Source organism: Microvirga sp. P5_D2, assembly GCF_054049475.1.
Window position 1 is genome coordinate 1 of the sequence record NZ_JBFUMH010000093.1, and the last position, 20,973, is coordinate 20,973.

20 protein-coding genes are annotated in these 20,973 nt (G+C 60.0%); 11 read left to right on the plus strand and 9 right to left on the minus strand.

Annotation, left to right across the window (positions count from 1 at the left end; genetic code table 11):
• Positions 1 to 289, minus strand: a 289-nt coding sequence (locus ACXJKO_RS20090) for a transposase (protein ID WP_457092852.1), incomplete at its 3' end; no start/stop codon positions are given.
• A gap of 1,461 nt (positions 290 to 1,750) precedes the next feature.
• The gene (locus ACXJKO_RS20095) at positions 1,751 to 3,358 is read right to left on the minus strand and encodes a DUF3987 domain-containing protein (RefSeq protein ID WP_457092853.1); all 1,608 of its coding nucleotides are present in this window, start codon (positions 3,356 to 3,358) and stop codon (positions 1,751 to 1,753) included.
• Positions 3,359 to 4,740: 1,382 nt separating this feature from the next.
• Between ACXJKO_RS20095 and ACXJKO_RS20100 the strand changes: the two genes are divergently transcribed.
• From ACXJKO_RS20100 to ACXJKO_RS20120, 5 genes are all read left to right on the plus strand, one after another.
• A complete protein-coding gene (locus ACXJKO_RS20100) occupies positions 4,741 to 5,907 on the plus strand; it encodes an ABC transporter substrate-binding protein (RefSeq protein WP_457092854.1) in 1,167 nt (388 codons plus the stop codon).
• 22 nt (positions 5,908 to 5,929) lie between these two features.
• Positions 5,930 to 6,805, plus strand: a complete 876-nt coding sequence (locus tag ACXJKO_RS20105) for an ABC transporter permease (RefSeq protein ID WP_457092855.1) — start codon at positions 5,930 to 5,932, stop codon at positions 6,803 to 6,805.
• A gap of 176 nt (positions 6,806 to 6,981) precedes the next feature.
• Complete coding sequence (locus ACXJKO_RS20110) at positions 6,982 to 7,575, plus strand: ABC transporter permease (RefSeq protein ID WP_457092856.1); 594 nt, start codon at positions 6,982 to 6,984, stop codon at positions 7,573 to 7,575.
• Positions 7,576 to 7,593: 18 nt separating this feature from the next.
• The gene (locus ACXJKO_RS20115) at positions 7,594 to 8,253 is read left to right on the plus strand and encodes a pyroglutamyl-peptidase I family protein (RefSeq protein ID WP_457092857.1); all 660 of its coding nucleotides are present in this window, start codon (positions 7,594 to 7,596) and stop codon (positions 8,251 to 8,253) included.
• Between the two features lie 18 nt (positions 8,254 to 8,271).
• The gene (locus ACXJKO_RS20120; protein WP_457092858.1) at positions 8,272 to 9,345 is read left to right on the plus strand and encodes an ABC transporter ATP-binding protein; all 1,074 of its coding nucleotides are present in this window, start codon (positions 8,272 to 8,274) and stop codon (positions 9,343 to 9,345) included.
• A gap of 325 nt (positions 9,346 to 9,670) precedes the next feature.
• On the opposite strand, the gene ACXJKO_RS20125 is transcribed toward ACXJKO_RS20120, so the two are convergent.
• A complete protein-coding gene (locus tag ACXJKO_RS20125) occupies positions 9,671 to 9,955 on the minus strand; it encodes a hypothetical protein (protein ID WP_457092859.1) in 285 nt (94 codons plus the stop codon).
• Positions 9,956 to 10,326: 371 nt separating this feature from the next.
• Between ACXJKO_RS20125 and ACXJKO_RS20130 the strand changes: the two genes are divergently transcribed.
• Positions 10,327 to 10,647: a hypothetical protein gene (locus tag ACXJKO_RS20130; protein ID WP_457092860.1), complete on the plus strand. Its 321-nt coding sequence runs from the start codon at positions 10,327 to 10,329 to the stop codon at positions 10,645 to 10,647.
• 149 nt (positions 10,648 to 10,796) lie between these two features.
• The gene (locus ACXJKO_RS20135) at positions 10,797 to 11,168 is read left to right on the plus strand and encodes a DUF3572 family protein (RefSeq protein ID WP_457092861.1); all 372 of its coding nucleotides are present in this window, start codon (positions 10,797 to 10,799) and stop codon (positions 11,166 to 11,168) included.
• A gap of 133 nt (positions 11,169 to 11,301) precedes the next feature.
• Here ACXJKO_RS20135 and ACXJKO_RS20140 read toward each other — a convergent pair whose 3' ends face one another.
• The 3 genes from ACXJKO_RS20140 to ACXJKO_RS20150 form a co-directional block, all read right to left on the minus strand.
• Entirely contained in the window at positions 11,302 to 11,688 is a 387-nt protein-coding gene (locus ACXJKO_RS20140) for a type II toxin-antitoxin system VapC family toxin (protein WP_457092862.1), read from the minus strand.
• Positions 11,688 to 11,933 (minus strand): type II toxin-antitoxin system Phd/YefM family antitoxin, encoded by a 246-nt coding sequence (locus ACXJKO_RS20145; protein WP_457092863.1) that lies wholly within the window; start codon positions 11,931 to 11,933, stop codon positions 11,688 to 11,690. Before ACXJKO_RS20145 ends, ACXJKO_RS20140 begins: the two co-directional genes overlap by 1 nt.
• Before the next feature lie 729 nt (positions 11,934 to 12,662).
• Positions 12,663 to 13,247 carry an NUDIX domain-containing protein gene (locus ACXJKO_RS20150; protein ID WP_457092864.1) on the minus strand — a complete coding sequence of 195 codons (585 nt, stop codon included), beginning with the start codon at positions 13,245 to 13,247 and terminating at the stop codon, positions 12,663 to 12,665.
• A gap of 456 nt (positions 13,248 to 13,703) precedes the next feature.
• Here ACXJKO_RS20150 and ACXJKO_RS20155 point away from each other — a divergent pair, with 456 nt between their 5' ends.
• Complete coding sequence (locus ACXJKO_RS20155) at positions 13,704 to 15,128, plus strand: M10 family metallopeptidase (protein WP_457092865.1); 1,425 nt, start codon at positions 13,704 to 13,706, stop codon at positions 15,126 to 15,128.
• 1,120 nt (positions 15,129 to 16,248) lie between these two features.
• On the opposite strand, the gene ACXJKO_RS20160 is transcribed toward ACXJKO_RS20155, so the two are convergent.
• Complete coding sequence (locus tag ACXJKO_RS20160) at positions 16,249 to 16,494, minus strand: hypothetical protein (protein WP_457092866.1); 246 nt, start codon at positions 16,492 to 16,494, stop codon at positions 16,249 to 16,251.
• A gap of 799 nt (positions 16,495 to 17,293) precedes the next feature.
• The gene (locus ACXJKO_RS20165) at positions 17,294 to 17,431 is read right to left on the minus strand and encodes a hypothetical protein (RefSeq protein WP_457092867.1); all 138 of its coding nucleotides are present in this window, start codon (positions 17,429 to 17,431) and stop codon (positions 17,294 to 17,296) included.
• A gap of 1,271 nt (positions 17,432 to 18,702) precedes the next feature.
• Between ACXJKO_RS20165 and ACXJKO_RS20170 the strand changes: the two genes are divergently transcribed.
• From ACXJKO_RS20170 to ACXJKO_RS20180, 3 genes are all read left to right on the plus strand, one after another.
• Positions 18,703 to 18,978, plus strand: a complete 276-nt coding sequence (locus tag ACXJKO_RS20170) for a type II toxin-antitoxin system Phd/YefM family antitoxin (RefSeq protein ID WP_457092868.1) — start codon at positions 18,703 to 18,705, stop codon at positions 18,976 to 18,978.
• A complete protein-coding gene (locus ACXJKO_RS20175) occupies positions 18,978 to 19,319 on the plus strand; it encodes a type II toxin-antitoxin system RelE/ParE family toxin (protein WP_457092869.1) in 342 nt (113 codons plus the stop codon). Before ACXJKO_RS20170 ends, ACXJKO_RS20175 begins: the two co-directional genes overlap by 1 nt.
• A 707-nt stretch (positions 19,320 to 20,026) precedes the next feature.
• A complete protein-coding gene (locus ACXJKO_RS20180; protein ID WP_457092871.1) occupies positions 20,027 to 20,137 on the plus strand; it encodes an AbrB/MazE/SpoVT family DNA-binding domain-containing protein in 111 nt (36 codons plus the stop codon).
• Positions 20,138 to 20,389: 252 nt separating this feature from the next.
• Here ACXJKO_RS20180 and ACXJKO_RS20185 read toward each other — a convergent pair.
• Positions 20,390 to 20,973, minus strand: a 584-nt coding sequence (locus tag ACXJKO_RS20185; RefSeq protein WP_457092870.1) for an NUDIX domain-containing protein, incomplete at its 5' end; no start/stop codon positions are given.

Here is a 20,973-nt window from a genome sequence, read left to right on the forward strand (position 1 = left end):
GGTGGGTAGCATCGATCATGATCCGCTCGGGCTTGGGACCCTCACCCGCCAAGGCGGCGAAGATCCGGTCGAACACGCCGAGCCGGCTCCAGCGCATGAACCTGTTGTAGAGCGTCTTGTGCGGCCCGTATGCCTTCGGGGCATCCTTCCACTGCAGGCCGTTGCGGATGACGTAGACGATCCCGCTGACCACCCGCCGATCATCCACCCGTGGAACCCCATGCGCCAGCGGAAAGGACGGCGCAATCCGCGCCATCTGACGCTCACTGAGCAGAAACAGACCACCCATTCAGAGCCTCCTCGACAGGAGTCCCTGAATCACACCTCAACCCAAATTAATAGGTCCTGAGCCTAGGCTAACTCATCGCCCGTTGTCGATCTCGACGGATCGACAGACTCCTCCGATTGGGCATTGGGCAGTATCGGCTGTCGGGACCCAAGCCGGCCGAACCATTTCCTGCGCCGCACAGAAGCCCGCATCCCGAACGTAGCGGTCGTATGTGTTTGGTCCCGTATGTAGGACGACAGCACCCTGAGTAGCTATGACCCCCCTGGCTTGAGCGCAGCTCATGCTCCGGGTCGAGTTTCGCGACTGGCCCATGACCGCCGATGAGACAGCCGTGAGAACGAGAGCAATAACAAAGGGCTTCATGCTGGTGCCTTCTGGGACTTCAAAGCTCACACCAACAAGGCCGGCTGTCGTCTGTTCCATAAGCGAGGAATAGGCAGCAGGCAAAAGGAGCCCTATCGGCAGGGAATAACCTGACAGGGCTCAGTGTGGTTCTCGGGCGGAAGCAGCTGAGGCCAGCAAGAACGATGGATTTGATGAGGTGTGCGTGCTGCCGCTCATCGCTCCTAGGCTTTGAACACTCCGTGCATCGCTTCCGGCACACCGTCGGGAAGCGAGGTGGAGGGCATCGCTCAAAGTCCATCATGGTCGCGATTTCGCCACCCGCGCACAAGTGTCGTTTCTGCCGTTGACGCCTCGCCAAAGACTGAGAGAGCGACCGGGCTGGAACAGGCTGGCCCGGCTCCTTTCCGCTCTCCACATCGCCTTGGCTGACGCCGGCGCCGCGCTGCCCACATGACAGCTGATGCGGGGCAGCCTGACGACCTCGCTCCAGCCGTCCTCGACCCGTCTTACGCCTACCCTCCGGTTCCTTGTGGCAGGGCACGACGCGGACCCTTCCAACCTCTTGGCCCGTCTGCTGCCATGCAGTTCCCCATCGTGCCCTTCGATGATGCGGAGCACCGTTCACATGGTCGACAGAGGGAGCCATGTGGGCGCTACTCGATCCAACCAGTTCTCGATCGGGAGCCGGATGTGCCCTGCTTGCTTCCAGATGCTTCCTAACGCCGGTGTCGATAAAGATGCCGCCAGATCGGTTGCGATTGTCGGTCTCCAGGCTTGTACGAGGTGCGGAGAGCGAACGCGAGATTTCGCGGAGGCTGGAGCATTTCGCAGAGCAGGCCGTTCGAGAGTCATAGCCTGAACGTCGGGTCTTGAGCCCTCGCATCCGCCAGCGACGCAGAAGCGATTGTTTGACAGGGGCTTCAGCGCCCTGAGCGGTCATTGCCAACGAGCGGAAAGCGCTCACCGATGTCAGCTGCGGGCAGGGCGGCTTATGACGGGGCGACCTAGTGGCCATGGCGGTTGTGCGGGGATGCTAGGTCAGAATGCCAAAATGCCAAAATTCGTTTGAGACGGCGCAGGCATACCCTCAGGCGGCACGCCCGCGCCTCGACAGCTTCAGCCTCGGCGGGGCCGAAGCGCCGCCCGCAAGCCCGGGTGGACCTCATACTCCTCCGCCGGCCGGCCTGGGCCAGTGCGGTGGCGGGGGACCCGCCGAAGGATCCCATGGGACTCCAGCTGCTGCAGGATTGCGGTGAACTGCCGAGGCTCTCGGACCGGGCACCCGCTGCTGCGTCGGAGCTCGCGAGCATTGAAAACTGCTTCTCCCCGATGGGCGATGAAAGAGGCGAGGCGCTTCTGATCCTCCTCGCTGCTCTCCTGTCCTCCTGTGAGAACCCGCTCGGCGCAGGGCAGGTAGTAGTGGTGGATCAGCATGGCCGCTCCCACCACCATCCTGGGGCTGACCTGGTCTGGTGCACCCGCCAATCCGCTCGCAGCGCGCTCGCCCAGTTCCATCACAAGGGCTAGTCGGAGCATGGCTTGCTGGGCCCGCACATAGACGCCCTGGAGCGGGCCTTTCTGGTATCGCGCCATGGCGAGCCAGGTCCGCGCCGCCTTCTCACTGGTCTCGCGACCCTTGGCACAGAGTCCGACCGGATGACCTTGGAAAGGTAGCCGTGTCGGCATGTCGAGGAGGCGTCGCAGAACGGGTTCAAGTCCCGCCGTGGAACCGATGCCGGTGGGCAGACGCGGGTCGCGCTCGACATCGGGCCAAGCCATCAGGCACCGGGCGGCAAACCCGTCATCGTCACGGCCCATAAGGGTTGAGATCTTGTCCGGCTGGATTCCGCCGAGGATAGACAGATGCAGGGCTGGCACAGGGAGTTCGCGGTCATGCCGGACATAATCGTAGGGCTGCCCATCATAGGCCTCCAGGAGCACCGCACGGCCCTGGTGTCCGCCGCGGGTCAGATTTCCTCTCACCAGACCCAAGATTTCATCGCGATGGACCAGCATGCCCCGCGGCTGAGCCATGAGCTGATCTATGATAGCGGCGACGCTGATATCCGTCGCGCAATGGCGAGAGTTGGCACGTGGCACAGCCTCGCGGGTGGCCGTGCGCCGCGGGCGTTTGCCATCCGTCGAGAAAGAACCCTCGTCGGCGGGGGGGAGCGGCACCTTCGCAGAAGAGTAACTCAAGTCGATGGATTTCAGCGCGCCGGCCACGAGCTTCAGGGCATTACTCTTGCCGCTGCCTGGTTCGCCGACGAGAAGCCCCCAGGTCAGGCAGGGCTCATAGATGCCCTCCGCAATGTGCAGGAACACGCTGGTGCCGGCGGCCGCGGCTATTACGGGCCAAGCCGCCGTGGCCACGTAGTCGATTGGCGTGCGCGATCCAGCGGCCAAATCGGTGTAGATCTCGCGCAGTTGCTCCGGCACATGTTCGATCGGGAAGCGCGGGGCCGGCGCGCGGCTCGGCTCCAGAACCGACAGGTCGATTTCGGCGGTCATCGCCGTGTCGCCCACGGCACGGCGGGTCGCCGGTGCGGCGGCGAAGGCCTCGACCGGAGCGGGGCCATTCTGCCCCATCGAGAGTGCATGGCCGGGCTTGTCCACGACCGGCGGAACAGCCAGCTCGACCTCAGGGACGGACACGAGGGCCTCAGCAGCCTCGGTGGTGACGTCGGAACACCTAATGCCGCCCGGCAGGGTATCATCGCGCATCTTTTATCCTCATAGGTACATAGCAGGGGTTTGGCGCAGAAGCGCCGTGGGCTTTTTTGATGTGAGGACCGGTCCGCCGATGATGCTGTGCAATTCGCTGCCTACTGACAAGCAACACAATGTAGGAAAAATAATCAAATTTTCCCGGCAGTAAGCGAAGGGAGTTTCAGGGCTTGGCCGGACCGGCAGGCTCATGGTCAATTGGCCATGAGGATCAGCCCTCTCGGGGCGCTTTGCGGCCGATTGACAGCGCCCGCTTGGGGTGGCCAGACCCGGCTCGGAGGCCTCGTCCGGCGCTCTGGGTCCTCATCTGTCCGCTCAGACCTCCGCGCAGGTCGACCTCGGCCCCGCTTTTCCGCCCCGGCGCATCCACACCCTCAAGTCGCGCGTCCCTGCTGGCCCGGCAGCAGCGCGACTGGTCATCCCAGATGACATTCCTCATGGCACGGGCCTCCTATGCCCTGTGCTGACGGATTGTCACCCGGATCAAGCAAGAATCCAGCTGTTCCTTAGCCAGCCGGACCGATGAGCCAGGGATCCGGGCATTCCGGGGCCGAGGCCCGCTATGCCTGGAAGGCCCGTAGCGGCAGCCAGAGGGTCTTACCGACAAGGCCGGTGCCCATGGTCTGCCGCCGCTCCCGAGGATTTTTGGCATTTTGGCAATTTTGACCACGCCGACCGGGAGCGGCACGGTCTTATGGCCTGATCGGGCCGTTGATCCTCCTGAAGTTCGCGGTACCAACCCCGTCACTGCCACCTCTGCTCGCAACAGCCCTTTGTCAGACCGCTCCCTTTGGGCCAGCCATCTTGCCGCCGTAGCGTCGTTCGAAGCTTCCTCTATGAAGAACCGGACCGTTGGGCCGCAGCAACGGAAGCCTATGCGTCAATTCCCTCGTCGTGATCCCCAAGAGCATTCGGTGGAAACCGTCTCACCAGGCTCCCGCTCAATTTCGCTCACATAAACAACTTTTGCGAATGATGATTGCCGGCAGAAGCGCGTTGAAGTCGCGTTCCTCAGAGGCGCGTAGCCCATGCCGAGCATGGATCGGCTCAACGTCCTGACGGCGGGCGCCAGTCGACGCCCACAATCCGGCTAACTCCGCCCGCCTCCCTCGGTCTTGACGAGGCCACGCTCTCGCGCATCGCGGGACAGATGCGCATGCTCTCCGGGTATTATGACCAGGCGGCAAGGGCGGCCGCTTCTTTGTAGGACAGCAAAGAGCCCCCCTTTTGCGCGCGAGAATTGCCTCAATATGTGCTGTACGCTGACGTCTTGGGCAGCAACGTCCAAACGATGGTAGTTTCGATTTTACGGCAAGTTATCGGTAATTCGTCATCATCCGCTGCAGGGCCACGGACGCGGGCCGGTGAGGGAGCGAAGTATGAGCAACGAACTGAAGCAGTTTAGCCGCCGTACTCTATTAGCAGGTGCCGCTGTCGGCGCCGGAGCGCTCGCGCTCCATTCCGGCGCAGCGTTCGCTGCCGGGCAAACGGTCACGCTCGCGGATATCGGTGTTGGCGATCCCAACGGGGACTGGTCTGGCTACGAGAAGGCAACCGGCAACAAGGTCAACCTTGTCTCGATCGGCAATGGCCCATCGGCGGTCTTGAACCAGCTAATCGCCAGCGGCGGGCGGCAAACCTACGACGTCATCAACGTCGTCGGCGGCATGCAAAAGCCCCTAGTCGAGAATAAGCTGATCCTGCCCATCGATACGAGTCGGCTCAAGAATTGGCAGAACAACGAGTATATCGCGTCCTACCTCAAGCCAGGGTCGAAAGGCTTCGACTTCATCGGCTACGACGGCAAGGTGTATGGCGTCCCGACCGTGCTCCAGGGAGATTCATTTGCCTATCTCCCGGAGAAAGCCGGTGGTGAGCTGAATTCCTACGGAGCATTGTTCGATCCCAAGTTCCGTGGCTATGTCGCACTTGAGGACAACTATACAACGGCAGGTCAAAAGACTGCGCTCTACCTGAAATCAGCTGGATTGGCCGACATCAAAGATCCTTCCAATATGACCAAGGAGGAGATCAAGAAGGTTGTCGATTTCCTGATCCAGAAGAAAAAGGAAGGGCAATTCCGTGTCGTCTGGTCCAGCTTCGAGCAAGCCGTCAACCTCCTCGTGAACCAAGAGGTCTATGTCATGGACTGCTGGGAGCCGATGGTGTTCGCGGCCAAGGCCAAGGGCGTCAACGCCGTCTACGCGTCGCCGAAGGAAGGCTTTCTGCTGTGGGCCATGGCGGCCTACCTCGTCGCGGGCAACCGCTCGCCGGAGAAGATCGAGGCCTCCTACCAACTCCTCGACTACATGCTGAGCCCGGAATACGGCGCGGTGATCACCAATCTGCGCGGATACATGACGAACCCGGCCGCACCGGAGTTCGCCTCGAAGTCCGGTAAGTTTGATCCGGCCACCGCGAAGAAGATCGCCGACATTGATGCGGGCGTGAAGACCAAGTTCCAGTCCGGAGGAACTTGGCAGGCTCGCTGGCCATCGAACATCGAAGCCTATGAGGAAGAGTGGCAGCGCTTCAAAGCTGCGTAACCACAAGGTCGGGGGTGTTGCCATGCGCGCGGCTGTGAAGCGTCGGGACCTGGGGGCGGCGGTTCTGCTCGGAGCGCCTGTTCTTCTGTGCGCCCTTGCCATCGTGGTTCCCTTGATCCTGACGCTGATCATCAGCTTCTGGGAGCGCCAGATGATCGGTATGCGGCCGGGCTTCAGCCTGGCCTCATATGCCTTGTTCTTCGAGGGCGCGCGCTTCTCCGTGCTGCAGAGGAGCTTTTGGGTCGCGACAAGCTCGACGCTCCTGATGCTGGTATCCGCCTACCTCGTCGCGTACCTCATCACCTTCAAGCTGCGACCGAGCCAAACACGGATCTTTCTCTTTCTTCTGTCCGTCCCGTTTCTCGTGAACTACGTCATCCGGACGTTCTCGTGGGCCTATCTCCTCGGGCGTACCGGACCCATCAATCAGTTCTTGCAGGGGACAGGCCTCACGAGCAAGGCCGTCGACTGGCTGCTGTTCAGCGACTTTGCCGTCTATCTCGGGCTCGTGGCGGCCTACATGCCCTTCATGGTCTATCCGATCTGGCTGTCCTTGAGCGCCATCGACAGGCGCCTCATCGAGGCGAGCTGGATGCTCGGCGAACCCCCGCTGGGCACCTTCCTGAGGGTGGTACTGCCGCTTTCGCTGCCCGGCGTTTTTGCCGCTGCCATCTTCGGCTTTGTCGGCGCCTTCGGCGAGGTGGCGGTCTCGCAGATCCTCGGCGGCGTCGGCTACCAGCTCATGGGCAATGCCATCACGAGTTCCCTGGACGTGCTGAACTATCCCATGGCCGCGGCCATGTCGACCGTCGTGGTCGGCTGCATGCTGCTTCTGCTCCTCCTTTGGCTGCGGTTCTTTGATCTGCGGCTCTTCCTGGGCAAGATGCTGGGGCGCTGATAATGAAGCCGTGGACGCGCATTCTGATCTGGCCGTGCCTCGGGGGTGTTCTGCTATTTTTGTATGCTCCGCTCCTGCCGCCGCTTCTTCTCGCGATCCAGGATCCGGCGACCGGGCAGCTGACGTTGCAGCACTTCGGGACGATCCATTCCGACCCGACTCTGATCGGAGCGTTGATGAACTCCGTCATTCTCGCCGCCATCGTTGGGATCGCCGCGCCGTTGCTCGCCTTAGCTGCGGCCCAAGCAGTGCGGTCGTTTCAAATTCCCCGCCTGATCATCACGGTGATCCTGCTGCCGCTCTTCATTCCCGGCGTCAGCATGGGGGTGTCGACCAGCCTGTTTTTCAACCTGACCGGGATTGATCCTTCGCTTCTGACGATGGCGGCCGTTCAGACCCTCTGGGCTCTTCCGTTCGCCTTCCTCATCATTCTGACCGTGATGTCAGGATTCGATACCCTGTACCTGGAGGCCGCCTACACGTGCGGAGCCAACCGGGTGCAGGCCTTCCGCGAGATCGAGCTCCCTCAGATTGCGCCGGGTATCAGCGGCGCGGCGACGTTCTCGGTGATCCTGTCGTTCAACGAAACCATCCGTACGGCGGTCGTGCAGGGGGGAAACAACACCGTCCAGACCTTCATCTGGTCCCGGTATCAGCAGGTCGGCCTCACCCCGAACATGTACGCCCTGATGAGCCTCATCATCGCCGTCACGCTCCTGCTCATCCTGGTGCTCGTGGCGCTGGGCCGGGAACGGCGACCCGCAACCTGAACCAATGGGAGGCACACCATGCCTGAGATTCTTCTGACCGGGTTTCAACCTTACGGAGGGCGTCAGCTCAATCCCTCCGCCGAGATCGTCCGGGCCCTTGATGGAACCGAGATCGGCGGCTGTACTGTCCGGAGCATGCTGCTCCCGGTCTCCCTCGGTGCGGCACGCCAGCCGCTGGACGACGCGATCGCGGAACATCGCCCAGTCCTTGTCGTCTCCACCGGCCTATGGCCCGGGGAGCCCGTCATCCGGCTCGAACGGGTGGCCGTCAACCGGGCCAGCTTCGAGATGCCCGACAATGACGGGCAGCGCCCCTTGGATGAGAGCGTTGACCAAGAGGGGCCGGTTGCCCGGGCGGTGACCCTGCCCGTCGGCACGATCATTGCAGCGCTGCGTGAGAAGGGCATTCCGGCGAGGACATCGGACACGGCCGGAACATTTCTGTGCAACGCGACCCTCTATCGTGCCCTAGGAGCCTGCGAGCGGCTGGGCACCGGCGCGCGCTGCGGCTTCATTCATGTGCCCTATCTTCCGCAGCAGGTCGCTGATCTGCTGAACGACCTCAGCAGCGAGGGGCGTCTTGAGCTGCACCAGCGGGCGGATCTCGCGTCGATGAGCCTGGACATGATGCTGGACGCCGTTCGAACGGCGCTGGCCCTCTCCCTTGAACACGGCTAACCCTCCAAGCAGGACCGAATGATCTCCTCTCCTCTCCTCCATGTTCAGGCCGTCCGGAAGCAGTTTGGCAAGCAGGTCACGGCTGCGGGTGTCGACCTCCAGGTCGCTAACGGAGAGTTCTTCACCATGCTCGGGCCGAGCGGGTCCGGAAAGTCGACGATCCTCCGCATGATCGCAGGGCTTGAGCATCCTGACAGCGGACATATTCTGATCAAGGGCCAGGACGTCACCGATCTTCCGCCGTGGCGCCGGGACCTCGGAATGGTGTTCCAGCAATATGCCAATTTCCCTCACATGAGTGTGGCGCAAAACATCGCCTATGGCCTGCGCCGTCGGAAGCTCGACCGCGATGCCGTCCGCAAGCGCGTTTCCGAGCTTCTCGACCTGGTGAGCTTGCCCGGCTTTGAGGAACGCCGTGTGACACGGCTGTCGGGAGGTGAGCAGCAGCGTGTTGCCATCGCCCGTGCCCTGGCGCCCCGGCCGAGGCTCCTGCTTCTCGATGAGCCCCTTTCAGCACTGGATGAAAAGATCCGCCGCGAGATGCAGGCGCAGTTGAAGGACATCCAGAGGGTCACCGGCACGGCCTTCGTCTACGTGACTCATGACCAGGAGGAGGCTCTGACAATGAGCGACCGGGTCGCCGTGCTGAACGGGGGGCACCTCGTCCAGGTCGATGAGCCGCACGCGCTGTTCCGCCGCCCGAGAACGAAGTTTGTGGCAAGCTTCTTCCGCGGCAGCAACGTTGTCGAGGGACAACTGGTCGGGCAGGGCAGGGGCAGCAGTTTCGAATGTTCTGCGTTCCGGGTCGCCCTTCCGCAACTGTTATCAAGCCCCGCCCATCCGCCTGCCGTGGCGATCCGCGGGGAGGACTTGCGCATCAACCGTCGCCCCAAGCCTGAGGACATCACGTTTGAAGCGGTTCTGGAGCGGGTCGTCTATCGCGGCGTCTACACGGAATACCACCTGAAACTGGCAGACGGGCAGGTTGTGACCGCCTCGGCAACCTCTGGGCGGGCTCTGCCCGCAGGACAGAAGGTTCAAGTGGCCGTACGCCCAGAACGAATCATCCCCCTCCACGCAGAGCCCGCCTGAACGATGGTGGCACCCATCCTTTGACGGCGGGCTTGGCCAGGTAAAACTCAGAATACGCTCGATATGATAGCGACTGACGCGCAGGAGGTCTCCGTCCATGGATTCATGCTGCGTCTTTAGAAGCCTTTCATCAAACTGTCCGGTTTGCTGGTCGCGCGCATGGTTATCAGACCCACGATAATGGCACCCGAAGCGTCGCAGACCGGAGGAACCGGTGGTTGCTCTTGGGCACGGGGTACACCGACGATGACCGATTGGATTTAGGATCCGTTCTTAGAGAGAATCGGGGTATCGGATGCCTGATCGGGGCGTGCAGCCGAAGGCGCTAGGGGCGGGACCGGCCTCGCCGGTGCGATGGCACCTTCTGGACCATCGCCGCGATGAGCAGGGATACGCCGGTGCTCAGGACGATCAGGACTGTGACAAAGCCGAGGACTGTCAGCATCAGGCCTACATGGAACCTTCCTAGGGCGATGAGAGTGCCGATCGCGGTGATCCAGCTCGTGATGATGACGATGAGCAAATTCCCGGCATCCTGCGGGGTCAGGATCGACCCCCATCCACCTTGTTCATGATGCCGGTTAGCATGTCCTGAGGTGCCGCTATTCATCAAAATGATCCACCAAGAGAAGGTCTTGATCCTATCGAGTGAGCTGTCCGTCAGAATGGTCTCAAAAGGGATAGGACGCAGCGCATTGGGAGAGATTTACCGCGATGGCGGGTAAGGCAGAGACATGGATCGGTGCCGGTGCCTGATTGCGTGGTTGGGCAATGCGAGCATTCTGATGTGGATGAGGTGCCTCCAGTCATCAGCGAATTCGCTTCAAGGAAGCCTCACCACGCCGCATCCCGGCACAACGGCGCCCCGGCAGCAGGAGTGGTGCTGAGGTTGCGCGCCTGCGTCGTTCCGCATGATCGGGGCGCATGTCTTCATCCGAGGGTTCGAATCAGGAGGCCGGCGCTTGAACGGGCCAGGGGACCGTGACGCTGATTGCCTCGTCGCTTGAGCCCATCCGCGCCGGTGCTGCGCCTTGTAAACTGTTGAATGAAGTGACCGAGGTGGGCGTCGCAGATCGAATCCTCGCAGAGCGCGGTGGATTGCCGGCGCTATATTACGATGGCGGTCGATTTCAGGGCACGTCTGACCGCGAGACGAGTGGCCTCGGTGTGGCCTGCAGTCAGCAATTCGTCGACGATTCTGAGGGCCATGACCGCATCTGGAAGGCTGGACGGAATCGAACGGCCCGGCTTTTACGCCGTGAATTCCTGTCGCAGCAGCAGCCTCATCGCTCTAACCCATGAGGTAAGCCGGGCTGCCCTTGAGCACCGTAGCCAAGCTCGCCAGGGCATCTCCGCTTGGATGTTGCGCGCCCCGGTGATGGGATCCTCAATAAAGCCTGCCTTATGGTAGTCATTCGTAACGAGACGGGCACACCAAGCTGAGGTTGATGATGACAGAGGCAATCCGGGGTAAGGCAGTCAAAGGGCGGGCTGACGCTGAGAACATTGCAGTCGAGGTCTTCAACTTCATCGTTGCTGACGTGGACCGGATCATCCGTTTCCTGAACATCACGGGCCTTCAGCCGGAGACCATCCGTGAGTCTGCGAGGTCGGCCCATTTCCTGCTAGGGGTGCTCGATTATGCGATCAAGGACGATGAGCTGCTGCGAACGATCCACAAGGAGCTGGGGATATGGCCGGCAACACTCCTGGCGGCGAGCGAACATCTGACACCGGAGCCAAAGAGCAGGCCTGAGAGTGATCCCGCAAGCAAGAAGCCCGAGCCGTCACCGCAACTGCCGAGGCGCAGCCTCTTCGAGTAACGTCACGCCCTCGACAGGCGGAACTGCAGACGCGCAAACGCTTGCAGCGCTCTCGCCTTGGGCTGCCGCCGCTCCAATGTGGTCGTGGTCATGATGCGCTCGACATTTCTTGGGGCGGACTCTAGGGGGCGCATTATACAAGATGCATAGGACCTGGATAGGGAGCCACGATCGCGTCGGATGTGAGAAGCAGAATACCTTCGACCATCGATTGGGCCACAAGGATTCGATCAAAGGGATCCTTGTGAATGGGAGGAAGGGCCTCACCTTCCACGGCGTGGACACTCATGATCGGGAGTTCAGCATAGCCGCTGTCGAGAAGACCGCGCCGCAAGAGCCGCGGATCGACACGGAAATCCGGACGATCAAGCCCCCTTTTGATGGCGATCTCCCACAGACTTGCTGGACTGAACAGCGGTTCATTCTGGAGATCTTCCAGGAATGGCCGTGCTGCGCGTGGAAGCCGATCGGGGTCTCCAGCCGCCCAGAGCAAGAGATAGGGGTCAAGCAACACCTTCATCAGGTCTCACCGCTGAACAGGTGTTCGATCTCCGGGCTGCCGATCTGATCGAAATCGTCCGGTACAGCGAATTGCCCAGCCAAAAACCCAAGCCGACGGCTTTGTCCGGCTGCGGGGGTATCCAGCGCTGTTACCTTGACGACGGGTTTGCCAGCCTTGGCGATCACAAACCCTTCCCCGCGGGCCGCCTTTTCGATGAGCCGTGACAGGTGGGTCTTGGCTTCATGGATGTTGACGATCCGCATCGCGCCTCTCCTGAGCTTAGTTCAGTTAACTGAGTCTCATCATCTCTGAAAATCAAGTTGGTCTCCGGGTCCCTGTCGCTTGGATCAGCCAGGGACGGCGATGATCTGGCTGACCGATGCGTGCTTTCAGGCTGAACGATTCAGCTGGACGGGGACTCGGTGGGACCTGCGGTGGGACTTAGGCCTGAGGGTTGCTCCATGGCCGGTGTGGGCCGTGAATCGGTAGGTCGCTGCTGGCCCGGTCCGCGGAGATCGATCCACTCCAAACCTCTTTCAGAATGACCTGACGCGTCCGCTCCTTGAAGGCGTGCCACGAGCCAAGGCTCGTACCGCAGCCAGCGCAGTGCAATTCAGCCGCATCATGGATTTCGCCTGGAACGGTGATGGAGGGGCCGCCACATGACGGACAGGCAAACTGGTGATGGGGGCCAAGAGCCGTCAATGAGCCCTCCCTGATGGCGCTGTGCAATGCTGGACTTTTTGCAGCGGCCTCATCGGTTCGTCAAATGCAACTGGGCTGGATGCTAACCGGCGACCATTCCACGAATGCGGGATCTTGCTCTGCAGGACAGCGATGGAGACACAGGTGTCGAGCATCAGCTTGGGCCCGGCCTCGACCCGATCCGGTGCAAAGGGCGGATCCCGTGGGTGGAGGGCTGCATGGGACAGATGCTGCGCCTTGACCCGCCGCAGCGCGGCCGCGCTGCCAGCAGACGTCGAAGGGGCGTCTTACCGGAGGCACCGGATCAGATCGCTGGGCAGGGAACCTTGGGCCGCCCGGGCGTGGACCGCCAGAAGTGTGGCGATGCTGGCCGCATCGCTGATTGTTCCATCGAGCGCGGCGGCCACCGCATCCCGGAAGGGCAGCCGACGGACGGTGAGTTCCTCCTGAGGGTCCGGGTCAGCCGCACCCTGTTCGAGATCCCAGGCCACAAAGCAGGGCGCGGTTTCATCGGTGATGCCCGGTGACACCATCAAGCGCAGCACCTGCAGCCATTGGCCAGCCACCGCGCCGGTTTCCTCCTTCAGCTCCCGTTGGGCCGTCTCATACGGATCGACCTGTGTGGGGCCGGACCCCCGAGGCAATTCCCAGGTGTAGCGCTGCGCGACGTACCGGTACTGGCCGATGAGGCAGGTGCTGCCGTCGTTGAAAATGGGGAGCACGGCGATGCCATAGATGCGGAAGCGCAGGGCGGTGTAGGGGTGGACCTTCCCGGAGCGGTGCCTGACCTCGTCCTGGTCCACATCAACATAGCGGCTCTCATAGAATCGTTGGGAGGAGAGGGTCTGCCACGGATTGCTCTGGTTGGGCATGGTTCGCCATTCGGTTCGAGGGAGTGCGTCTCGGGATAGCACAGGCCGTCCATTCCTAACGCTCATCGGAAGCTCAGAGCTACCAGAGCCGCTTAGCATACAAGGCGGAGGTGAGGCGCGGCCTATCGTCGATAAAGACCCAGACGGGGGGATCTCCCGCCCAAGCCGAAGGGCATTTCATGAACGATAGGATGGGCACTGTCAGATCCTTCACCGCAGTGGGCGCAGCGAGCTATCCCTGCACCAACCTACTCGCTGGTGGCTCCATGCACCGAGTCCCAGCAGGCTTCGGCGGCCGAGTCCATCTGTAAATCGGCGAGGATCTTTTCTCAAAGTTGGTAATACTGTGGGCCCTGTACTTAACCACAACTGGAGGTGACATAATACCCATTAGCCGATGAGAAGAATTGGATAAGGGCCAATACTCTCCGAGTCTCGTCTTCTCCCGGTGAGAGTATGGCTGCTGCAGGTGAAACTGTTCGAGCCAACAATCCGTCGATTGACGGTGTTTTGTCCGGTCTGCAGTGGAACGGTTCGGAGGTGACTTACAGCTTCCCTGCCCAAGCCGCTTTTTACGGGACAGGGTATGGCTCAGGAGAGCCGCAAAACAATTTCGAACCCCTTACCAACTTTCAGATCAGTGTCGCCCGCTCGATCTTCCGCATGATCTCAGCCACTACAAATCTGACCCTCACCGAAGTTGAGGAAACCGCATCCACCCATGCGGACATTCGCCTCGCCATGTCCGGAGGTGCAGAAACAGGGTGGACCTACACCCTCGATGAAGCGGGTGCCGGAGGGGATTCCTGGTTCAACAGTTCAAGCGGTCGGTACGATGCGCCCGTGATCGGCAACTTCGCTTTCTGGACTTTCCTTCACGAAATTGCACACACCCTTGGGCTGAAGCATGCCCACGAAGACGCCGTCTTCGGGCGCGTTCCGGTTGATGTCGACTCCATGGAGTTCTCCGTCACGACCTACCGATCTTTCGTTGGGGCCGCCGGCGCGCGCGTAGAGAATGAGCCGTGGGGCTATGCTCAATCCTTGATGATGGGTGATATCGCCGCTCTGCAACAGATGTACGGGGCCAATTTTTCGGCCCGTGCAGGCCCGACCACTTACCGGTGGGATCACAAAACTGGGCAGGCCTTCATCGACGGCGTGGGTCAAGGTCTTCCCGGCGGGAACAGGATCTTCTGCACGGTGTGGGACGGCGGCGGGATCGACACCTATGATTTTGCGAATTACCGAGCCGACCTGTCTGTCGATCTTCGCCCGGGACACTGGTCGACACTTTCAACCGGGCAACTCGCTTACCTGGGGGGCTTCCGATTGGCCCGCGGCAACGTCGCAAACGCTTTGCTCCATCAGGGTGATCCTCGATCCTTTATAGAGAACGCCACGGGTGGGAGCGGCGACGACCGCATTGTTGGAAACAGCGCGGGCAATCATCTGAAAGGCCGACAGGGCAAGGACAGACTGTTCGGTTTAGAAGGCGCGGATACCCTCAACGGAGGGCAAGGTCATGATGTCCTTAGTGGCGGGGAGGGACGGGATGTCTTCGTCTTCAACACGACGCTGAGCGCCCACCGAAACCGGGATACCATCTCCGATTTTAACGTCAGGGATGACAGTCTCTATCTCGACAATGCCGTGTTCAAATCCCTCGGTGCAGGTTCTGCCCATCATCCTCAGAGACTGAAGAAGGCGTTTTATTCCATCGGCGAAGAAGCGCGGGATCGCAATGACTTTATTGTCTATCACAAGCAAGACAAGGTTCTGCTCTACGATCCCGATGGATCAGGGCCGAAGCAAGCCGTGCCCATCGTTACGTTCTCCAAAGAGTTGAAGATCACCAGCCATGATATCTTTGTTGTCTGATCATGCTGAGTGCACAGTTCAAGCAATCCCGACGCCGGGAGGGTCCTAGAGGGACTTCGATCTGAGGCTGAATCCGTTGAGGGGGCTGAGTGTTGACAGGGCGGGTCGCGCAGGGGCTGGATGCCCCGGTCCTCTATTGTGGTGGCTTGTTCCCTCCGGATCGCGATTACCCCTCCCGCCGTCGCGTTTAAGACAGGTCGAATTTGCCTTGGACCGATCGTGCGGCCTCCACCAGTCCGATCCAACGTCTCACCACCGTATCGGACAATCCGGTGCTCGCCGGGGTGGTGCGGCCATTGCCCAGGAGGACCTCGACGCCGCCTATGGCAGGGTAAGGTTGACCGGCCTGCCGCGTGATCAGAGGCCAGGCTGATGCAATGAGAATCGCGGCAGACGTGTTCCCGCGTGAAGGTCCTTGTTTTGTGGACGGCGAAACAGGGGAGGGGCGGCATGAGGCGAGCCTCCAACCGCGGACATGCGAGATCAACCCCATGCACAGTAGGTGCGCGATTTCAGTCCCGTGAGTGAGGAACATTTGGGCGTTGGGTCGTGCACGCACGAAACAAGGACATCCGAGAGAATCTGAGGTGGCTGTTCCATGGAAAGGGCGTCTGCAGACGCCCCATCCCTAGTCAGTAGCGGTAATAGCCTCTTGGTGCAGGGCGCCTGACCGGTGGCCCATAGTACCGCCTTCCGTAATAGCGCCTTGGCGGCCCATAGTATCGGCGGTCGTAATAGCGACGCCCGTAATAGCGCTGCGGAGGAACATACCGCCGCGGAACATATCGACGGCGCGGTGGCCCATAGTACTGCGCATAATGTGCAGTGTTACCGAGCGTCTCAATAGCGGCTGTGGCTTGCGGAAGTGAATTTGGCGCTGCTGACGCAGTAGCGGGGTTGATCCCAAACCCGCCTAGGGCCAGCGAACAGATGACGAGCATTTTCTTGAGCAAGGCTTACTCCTTAGCTTGGTCGGCTGAGCGACCAAGCAGGTGAACGAGCGCCCTAGCCTGAAGTTCCCAAGCTGATCGTTTACATCCTTGATGGCCGATGTCGTCTTTCAGAATACGGGGCCTGCAAGAGATGAGCCCCGCCGACATGATCGCGGAGCTTTCCCATATCAGGTTCCGACAGAGTCCTTGACGCACTTGTTGGTGAAGCTCGTCTTAGCAGCGCCATGCAGCTTCTTCTCTGAGGCCTGACTGTCGCAGGACGCTTTCATTTCCCGCTCGCACTTGGTCATGAAACTGGTCTTAGCGGCTCCATAGATCTTCTTCTCAGTAGCCTGGGCTGTGCAGGATGATTCAGCTGCCATCGATGCAGTTGAGATCAATGCCAAGGCAAACGCCGTTACCAGAACTTTCATCGTCATCTCCTCCAGGGCAACAGGCCCTTCGGGAGGAGCTAGAGCACCGGGCACAACCGGGCAATAGATAGAAGAATGCCTGGCAAGTCCGACATCCGTAACGACGGCTGTCTCATGGTTGAGATAAGCCCCAGCGTCAACGGTGAAGAGAGCATCGCTGAGAGGCTGGGACTGTGGCACCCCGTCAAATAAGGCAGGGTAAACCTGAATTGACCACCCATTGCCGTTCATTGTGATAGGTTCAGATGCTCAGCATTTTTGCAGGAGCAGATCAATGCGCCTTTTGGCACCCGCCTTCGTCCTGGCCCTCTTGGTCGGCCCCCAAGCTGCTTTGGCTCAGGATGGGAACGTTGTAGCCCCTTCAGGGAATGCAATAGAGCAAGCGACAGTTGATGCAGATAAAAGTGCTGCACTGTCTGAAGTCAGCCGGAAACGGGCCGAAGCTCTACAGCGTGCGCGAGATGCGAAGTTGGAGAGATTAACGCGCAGCATCTGCACCGGCTGCTGACAAGGGTTGCCCCTTGCCAGTATGTTGAGGAGTGGCTGGCCGAGAGCCTTGGATTGTTGAGATAGCCTAGCCAACCAGTAAGGCAGCGCTCATGCAAACCACAGCAGCTATGGGCATGAGGAAGAAGAGCCACTGAGGGCAGTGGCTGGCGCAGTCCTCGGCATCAAGGACATGGTCGTGGACGTCTCGATTGATCGTATTCATGATGCCCGGCAAGTATCGGCCGAGCATCTCAGTTTTATGACCATAGCCGTAAGGCTGGGGCTGTTGAGGTAGGTCGGAGGAAAGGCGCTAATCGAGCAGGATGACGCCTGCTATGCCAAGAAGCGCGAGACCACCTATCAGACCGATCCATCTTAAGGCGCGGGCCATGTTGTCGCCGGCTCGACTCTTGATGGCATGGTCTAAAAGGTCGATGTCATCTTCCACTGTGGACGTCCTCTCGGCCGATTCCTCGGTAGGAAAGGTGTCCGTAGCCAAGAGCGAGAGTCGACCGTCAATGATTGCATAGCTTCGCCGTTCAGGCGCATCGGTCTCCTTAGCGGATAGTGAGTGAAAGCACGAACACCAGCGCTGCGACAGCTACGATAAGCACGCCCCAATCGAGGACGTGAGCCAGAGCGTCATTAGCGTGATGGGTATATTGTCTTTCTATCCGGGAAAGTTAGCCTCAACAAATGAGACTGGCACCTCCCCTAAAGCGGTAGATGCGTCGTATGGTGAATGAGAGCCTGAGGGCCCAACCTCTACGTCGAAGAGAGCATCGCTGAGCGCTTGGGTCTCCTGAGGGAGCCTATAGCGGCCATCCGAACACCTCGCTGACGATAATCCAAACACACAAGACAAAGCTGGCCAGAATTGCGATCCAGGTGAAAAGGCTAAAACAGACTGCTTTAGCGAGCCTGTTTCTGCGATGCCTTGCCGATTTCAGGTCTTCGTCCAGCGCGCCCATTCCTTCTGCACCAGACAAACAAGCATCCGCTACTGGCCGCAGAAGTCGATTAGGTAAGACGATCTAACCCAAAGTTCCGGGGTAAGAGGGCCCCTTGCCCGTAGAGCAAGGCAGCGACAGCACGCCGCCAAGCAACGTCAGCTGGCTACGCGATCACCGAATCTCAGTGTTTGTCAGAGCCACTGTCGGACTCTCCGGCAAAATAGGTCAGGCTGTGAACGGTTATCGTTCTCAGCATTGAGTGAGCTAAATCGTAGGTGAGCCAAAGGCATGATGGATCTGAAGAACAGGTCCTCAGTACAGGATGATATCCGAATTTTCATAGACAGCCCCCCCAATTGGCTAATCCAACAATAGAATGCTGACTTGATTCGCTGAGCGCTCGGAGGAGGTACTCTGACGCTCCACGGTGGTAGGACCAAGGTCGGTAAGCACACGTTACGCCCATGATGCTCACCCAATGACAGCCCCTTTAGATCGCAGAGCGCGGAGCCGTGAGCACGACGCCAAGCGCAGTGGGTAAGCTCACTAATGATCTTCACGAAAGCACTGTAACTGAAGAGGCCTGCGTGCCGGAAAGGGGCTGCCGGTGGTTTCAGGTCAGCGCTGCCGGCGAGAAAACCCGCGACGTGCAGGCCAATCCCTGCCCGACCGTCACCAGAGGGGAAGTGAGATTGCTTGAACGCTCCTTGCACTAAGACCGTTAAAAGTCTATATTCAGTCCTATCTGATTGCCGGGGGAACAGCAATGCGCTACTCATCTCAAGTCAAGCCGATCAGCTACCTCAAAGCCAATGCCGCCGAAGTGTTGACGGACCTAGCCGAACGGCGGGAGCCGCTGGTCATCACACAGAACGGTGAAGCCAAAGCGGTCTTGCAAGACATTGCTTCGTTTGAGGAAACCCAGGAAACGCTGGCGCTTCTGAAAGTCCTGGCTCTGGGCCACCAGGACGTGGCCGCAGGCAAGATCAAGCCGGCCACTGAGATCGTCGCTCGCTTGCGCGCCAAACGGACAACCGCCTGATGGCAAACCCGCCCGCGCGGTACAAAGTCCTGCTCACCGACGGTGCGGAGCAGGACTTGGAGTTGATCTACGACTACATCGCAGAGTTCGACGGCGTGGCCAGTGCCAACCGCGTGTTGGATCAGTTGATGGAGATCGTGGAGAGCCTGTCACTCTTTCCGGAGCGCGGCAGTTATCCGAAAGAACTGGTCGCGCTGGGCATCAAAGAATACCGGCAGGCCTTGTTCACACCGTACCGTGCCATCTACCGCATCACAGGAAAACAGGTCATCATTTACCTGATCGCCGATGGCCGACGCGACATGCAGTCGGTGTTAGCGCGCAGGTTGCTCGGAGCCTGACCGCACGGGCACACGATGGATGGCGGCGCCATTATCAGGGCTCTGCACAATTCCCTGTTCCAAGGCGCGGTTCGGTTCGCTCGGCTCGCTTCTGCAATTCTTCAACTGCACCTGCCATCCTATGTTACACACTCTCCGTGAAGATCATTAACATCAAGCCCAGGCTGTCCTCTGCCCCTCCAAGGCTGAAGTCTCCTCCCAAGATCGTCGACCAGTTCTACTCCTCTCCCGAGTGGAGGAAACTGGTCGCTCAGATCAAGAGGCAGAGAGGGGCATGCCGCCAGAGGTGTGGATCACCAGACTGGATCATCGCTGATCATAAGGGTGACTGCGCCATAAAGGGTCTTGGAAGCGGAGACGCCCCAAGTCGTGATGATGGCTGACATCGGGATGCGCTGGCTTTGGCAAATGCCTGAAGCCTCTCCGGGTTCAATCCCGGCACTGGGTCCGGTGTACAGAGACTGCCGCTCGCTCACTTTAGAGAAATGAATTCGCGACATGGGTGACAAGGCTGGGATTAACCGAAGGTGAGCGGGCAATAGTTATGGATTTTGCATTCCAGGCTGCACCAGCGCCCCCTTCAATCTCAGCGTCGATCGTACTGAGGTCCGGTTTGTTTTGCAGTGCCAATAATATCGATATACGGATCTGGATTTTGTATCATGGAGGGTATGATGCGTGTCGCAAGATGAGGCGATACCCTTGCGATTCGTCTCCCCGCCACCGTCGTTGAGGCTCTGGGTCTCAAGGAAGGCGACGATATCGAAATTTCGGTCGCGGGATCGCGGACGTTCGAGGTTCGAGGAAGCGAGAAGTGACTGGAGTCTTGGCTAGCTTGCGCAAGTATCGTGGTCGCCTTCCCAAAGGGTTCACGTTCGATCGCCTCAAGGCCAATGAGCGCTAAGCGATTCCTCGATGCGGAGGTCATTCTTGACCTGCTATTCGGGGTGCGATCAGGGCTAACCGGTGGAGCCGCATCTCGCGCAGGGCGACCACTTTCATGGATAGAGCCACATGCGGCCTCTCTACCGACGGGGTTTCATCGGGCCGAGACAGTGGCTGCTCGATCATCAAGGTGCGAGAAGTCGCATGAGGCCGTCGGGTAGATCCTTGCGCGCTGCCCGACTTTGCACCGTCAGAAGAGTGGCAATGCTCACAGCATCTTGGATCGTACCATCAAGGGCAGCGTCCACGGCGTCCCGGAACGCAAGCCTTCTGATGGTGAGGTCTTCTTGCGGGTCCGGGTGAGCGGCCTTTTGCTCAAGATCCCATGCCACAAAGCAGGGAGCCCGCTCGTCGGTGATGCCCGGCGAGACCATGAGGTTTGACAGCTGCAGCCATTGTCCCCCTGCCAATCTAGTTTCCTCTTCAAGTTCTCTCTGCGCAGTTGCGAGCGCAGGTTCTGTCTTGGGGCCTGAGCCGCGCGGTAACTCCCAGGTGTAGCACTGCGACAGGTAGCGATACTGTCCGACCAGGAGGGTGCTGCCATCAGATAGGATCGGCAAAACAGCGATGCCGACGATGCGAAAGCGAAGTGCTGTATAGGGGTGCACGCGTCCGCTTCGGTGACGAACTTGGTCCTCCTGAACATCGACATAGCGGYTGTCATAGAAGTGTTGCGTGGACAGGGTCACCCAAGGATTGCTCTGATCTG

Excerpts from the sequence above, each read along its gene's own strand:
- ACXJKO_RS20095 (WP_457092853.1), bottom strand. The coding sequence starts at position 3,358 with ATGCGCGATGATACCCTGCCGGGCGGCATTAGGTGTTCCGACGTCACC.
- ACXJKO_RS20100 (WP_457092854.1), top strand. The coding sequence starts at position 4,741 with ATGAGCAACGAACTGAAGCAGTTTAGCCGCCGTACTCTATTAGCAGGT.
- ACXJKO_RS20105 (WP_457092855.1), top strand. The coding sequence starts at position 5,930 with ATGCGCGCGGCTGTGAAGCGTCGGGACCTGGGGGCGGCGGTTCTGCTC.
- ACXJKO_RS20110 (WP_457092856.1), top strand. The coding sequence starts at position 6,982 with ATGAACTCCGTCATTCTCGCCGCCATCGTTGGGATCGCCGCGCCGTTG.
- ACXJKO_RS20115 (WP_457092857.1), top strand. The coding sequence starts at position 7,594 with ATGCCTGAGATTCTTCTGACCGGGTTTCAACCTTACGGAGGGCGTCAG.
- ACXJKO_RS20120 (WP_457092858.1), top strand. The coding sequence starts at position 8,272 with ATGATCTCCTCTCCTCTCCTCCATGTTCAGGCCGTCCGGAAGCAGTTT.
- ACXJKO_RS20125 (WP_457092859.1), bottom strand. The coding sequence starts at position 9,955 with ATGAATAGCGGCACCTCAGGACATGCTAACCGGCATCATGAACAAGGT.
- ACXJKO_RS20135 (WP_457092861.1), top strand. The coding sequence starts at position 10,797 with ATGACAGAGGCAATCCGGGGTAAGGCAGTCAAAGGGCGGGCTGACGCT.
- ACXJKO_RS20140 (WP_457092862.1), bottom strand. The coding sequence starts at position 11,688 with ATGAAGGTGTTGCTTGACCCCTATCTCTTGCTCTGGGCGGCTGGAGAC.
- ACXJKO_RS20145 (WP_457092863.1), bottom strand. The coding sequence starts at position 11,933 with ATGCGGATCGTCAACATCCATGAAGCCAAGACCCACCTGTCACGGCTC.
- ACXJKO_RS20150 (WP_457092864.1), bottom strand. The coding sequence starts at position 13,247 with ATGCCCAACCAGAGCAATCCGTGGCAGACCCTCTCCTCCCAACGATTC.
- ACXJKO_RS20155 (WP_457092865.1), top strand. The coding sequence starts at position 13,704 with ATGGCTGCTGCAGGTGAAACTGTTCGAGCCAACAATCCGTCGATTGAC.
- ACXJKO_RS20160 (WP_457092866.1), bottom strand. The coding sequence starts at position 16,494 with ATGAAAGTTCTGGTAACGGCGTTTGCCTTGGCATTGATCTCAACTGCA.
- ACXJKO_RS20170 (WP_457092868.1), top strand. The coding sequence starts at position 18,703 with ATGCGCTACTCATCTCAAGTCAAGCCGATCAGCTACCTCAAAGCCAAT.
- ACXJKO_RS20175 (WP_457092869.1), top strand. The coding sequence starts at position 18,978 with ATGGCAAACCCGCCCGCGCGGTACAAAGTCCTGCTCACCGACGGTGCG.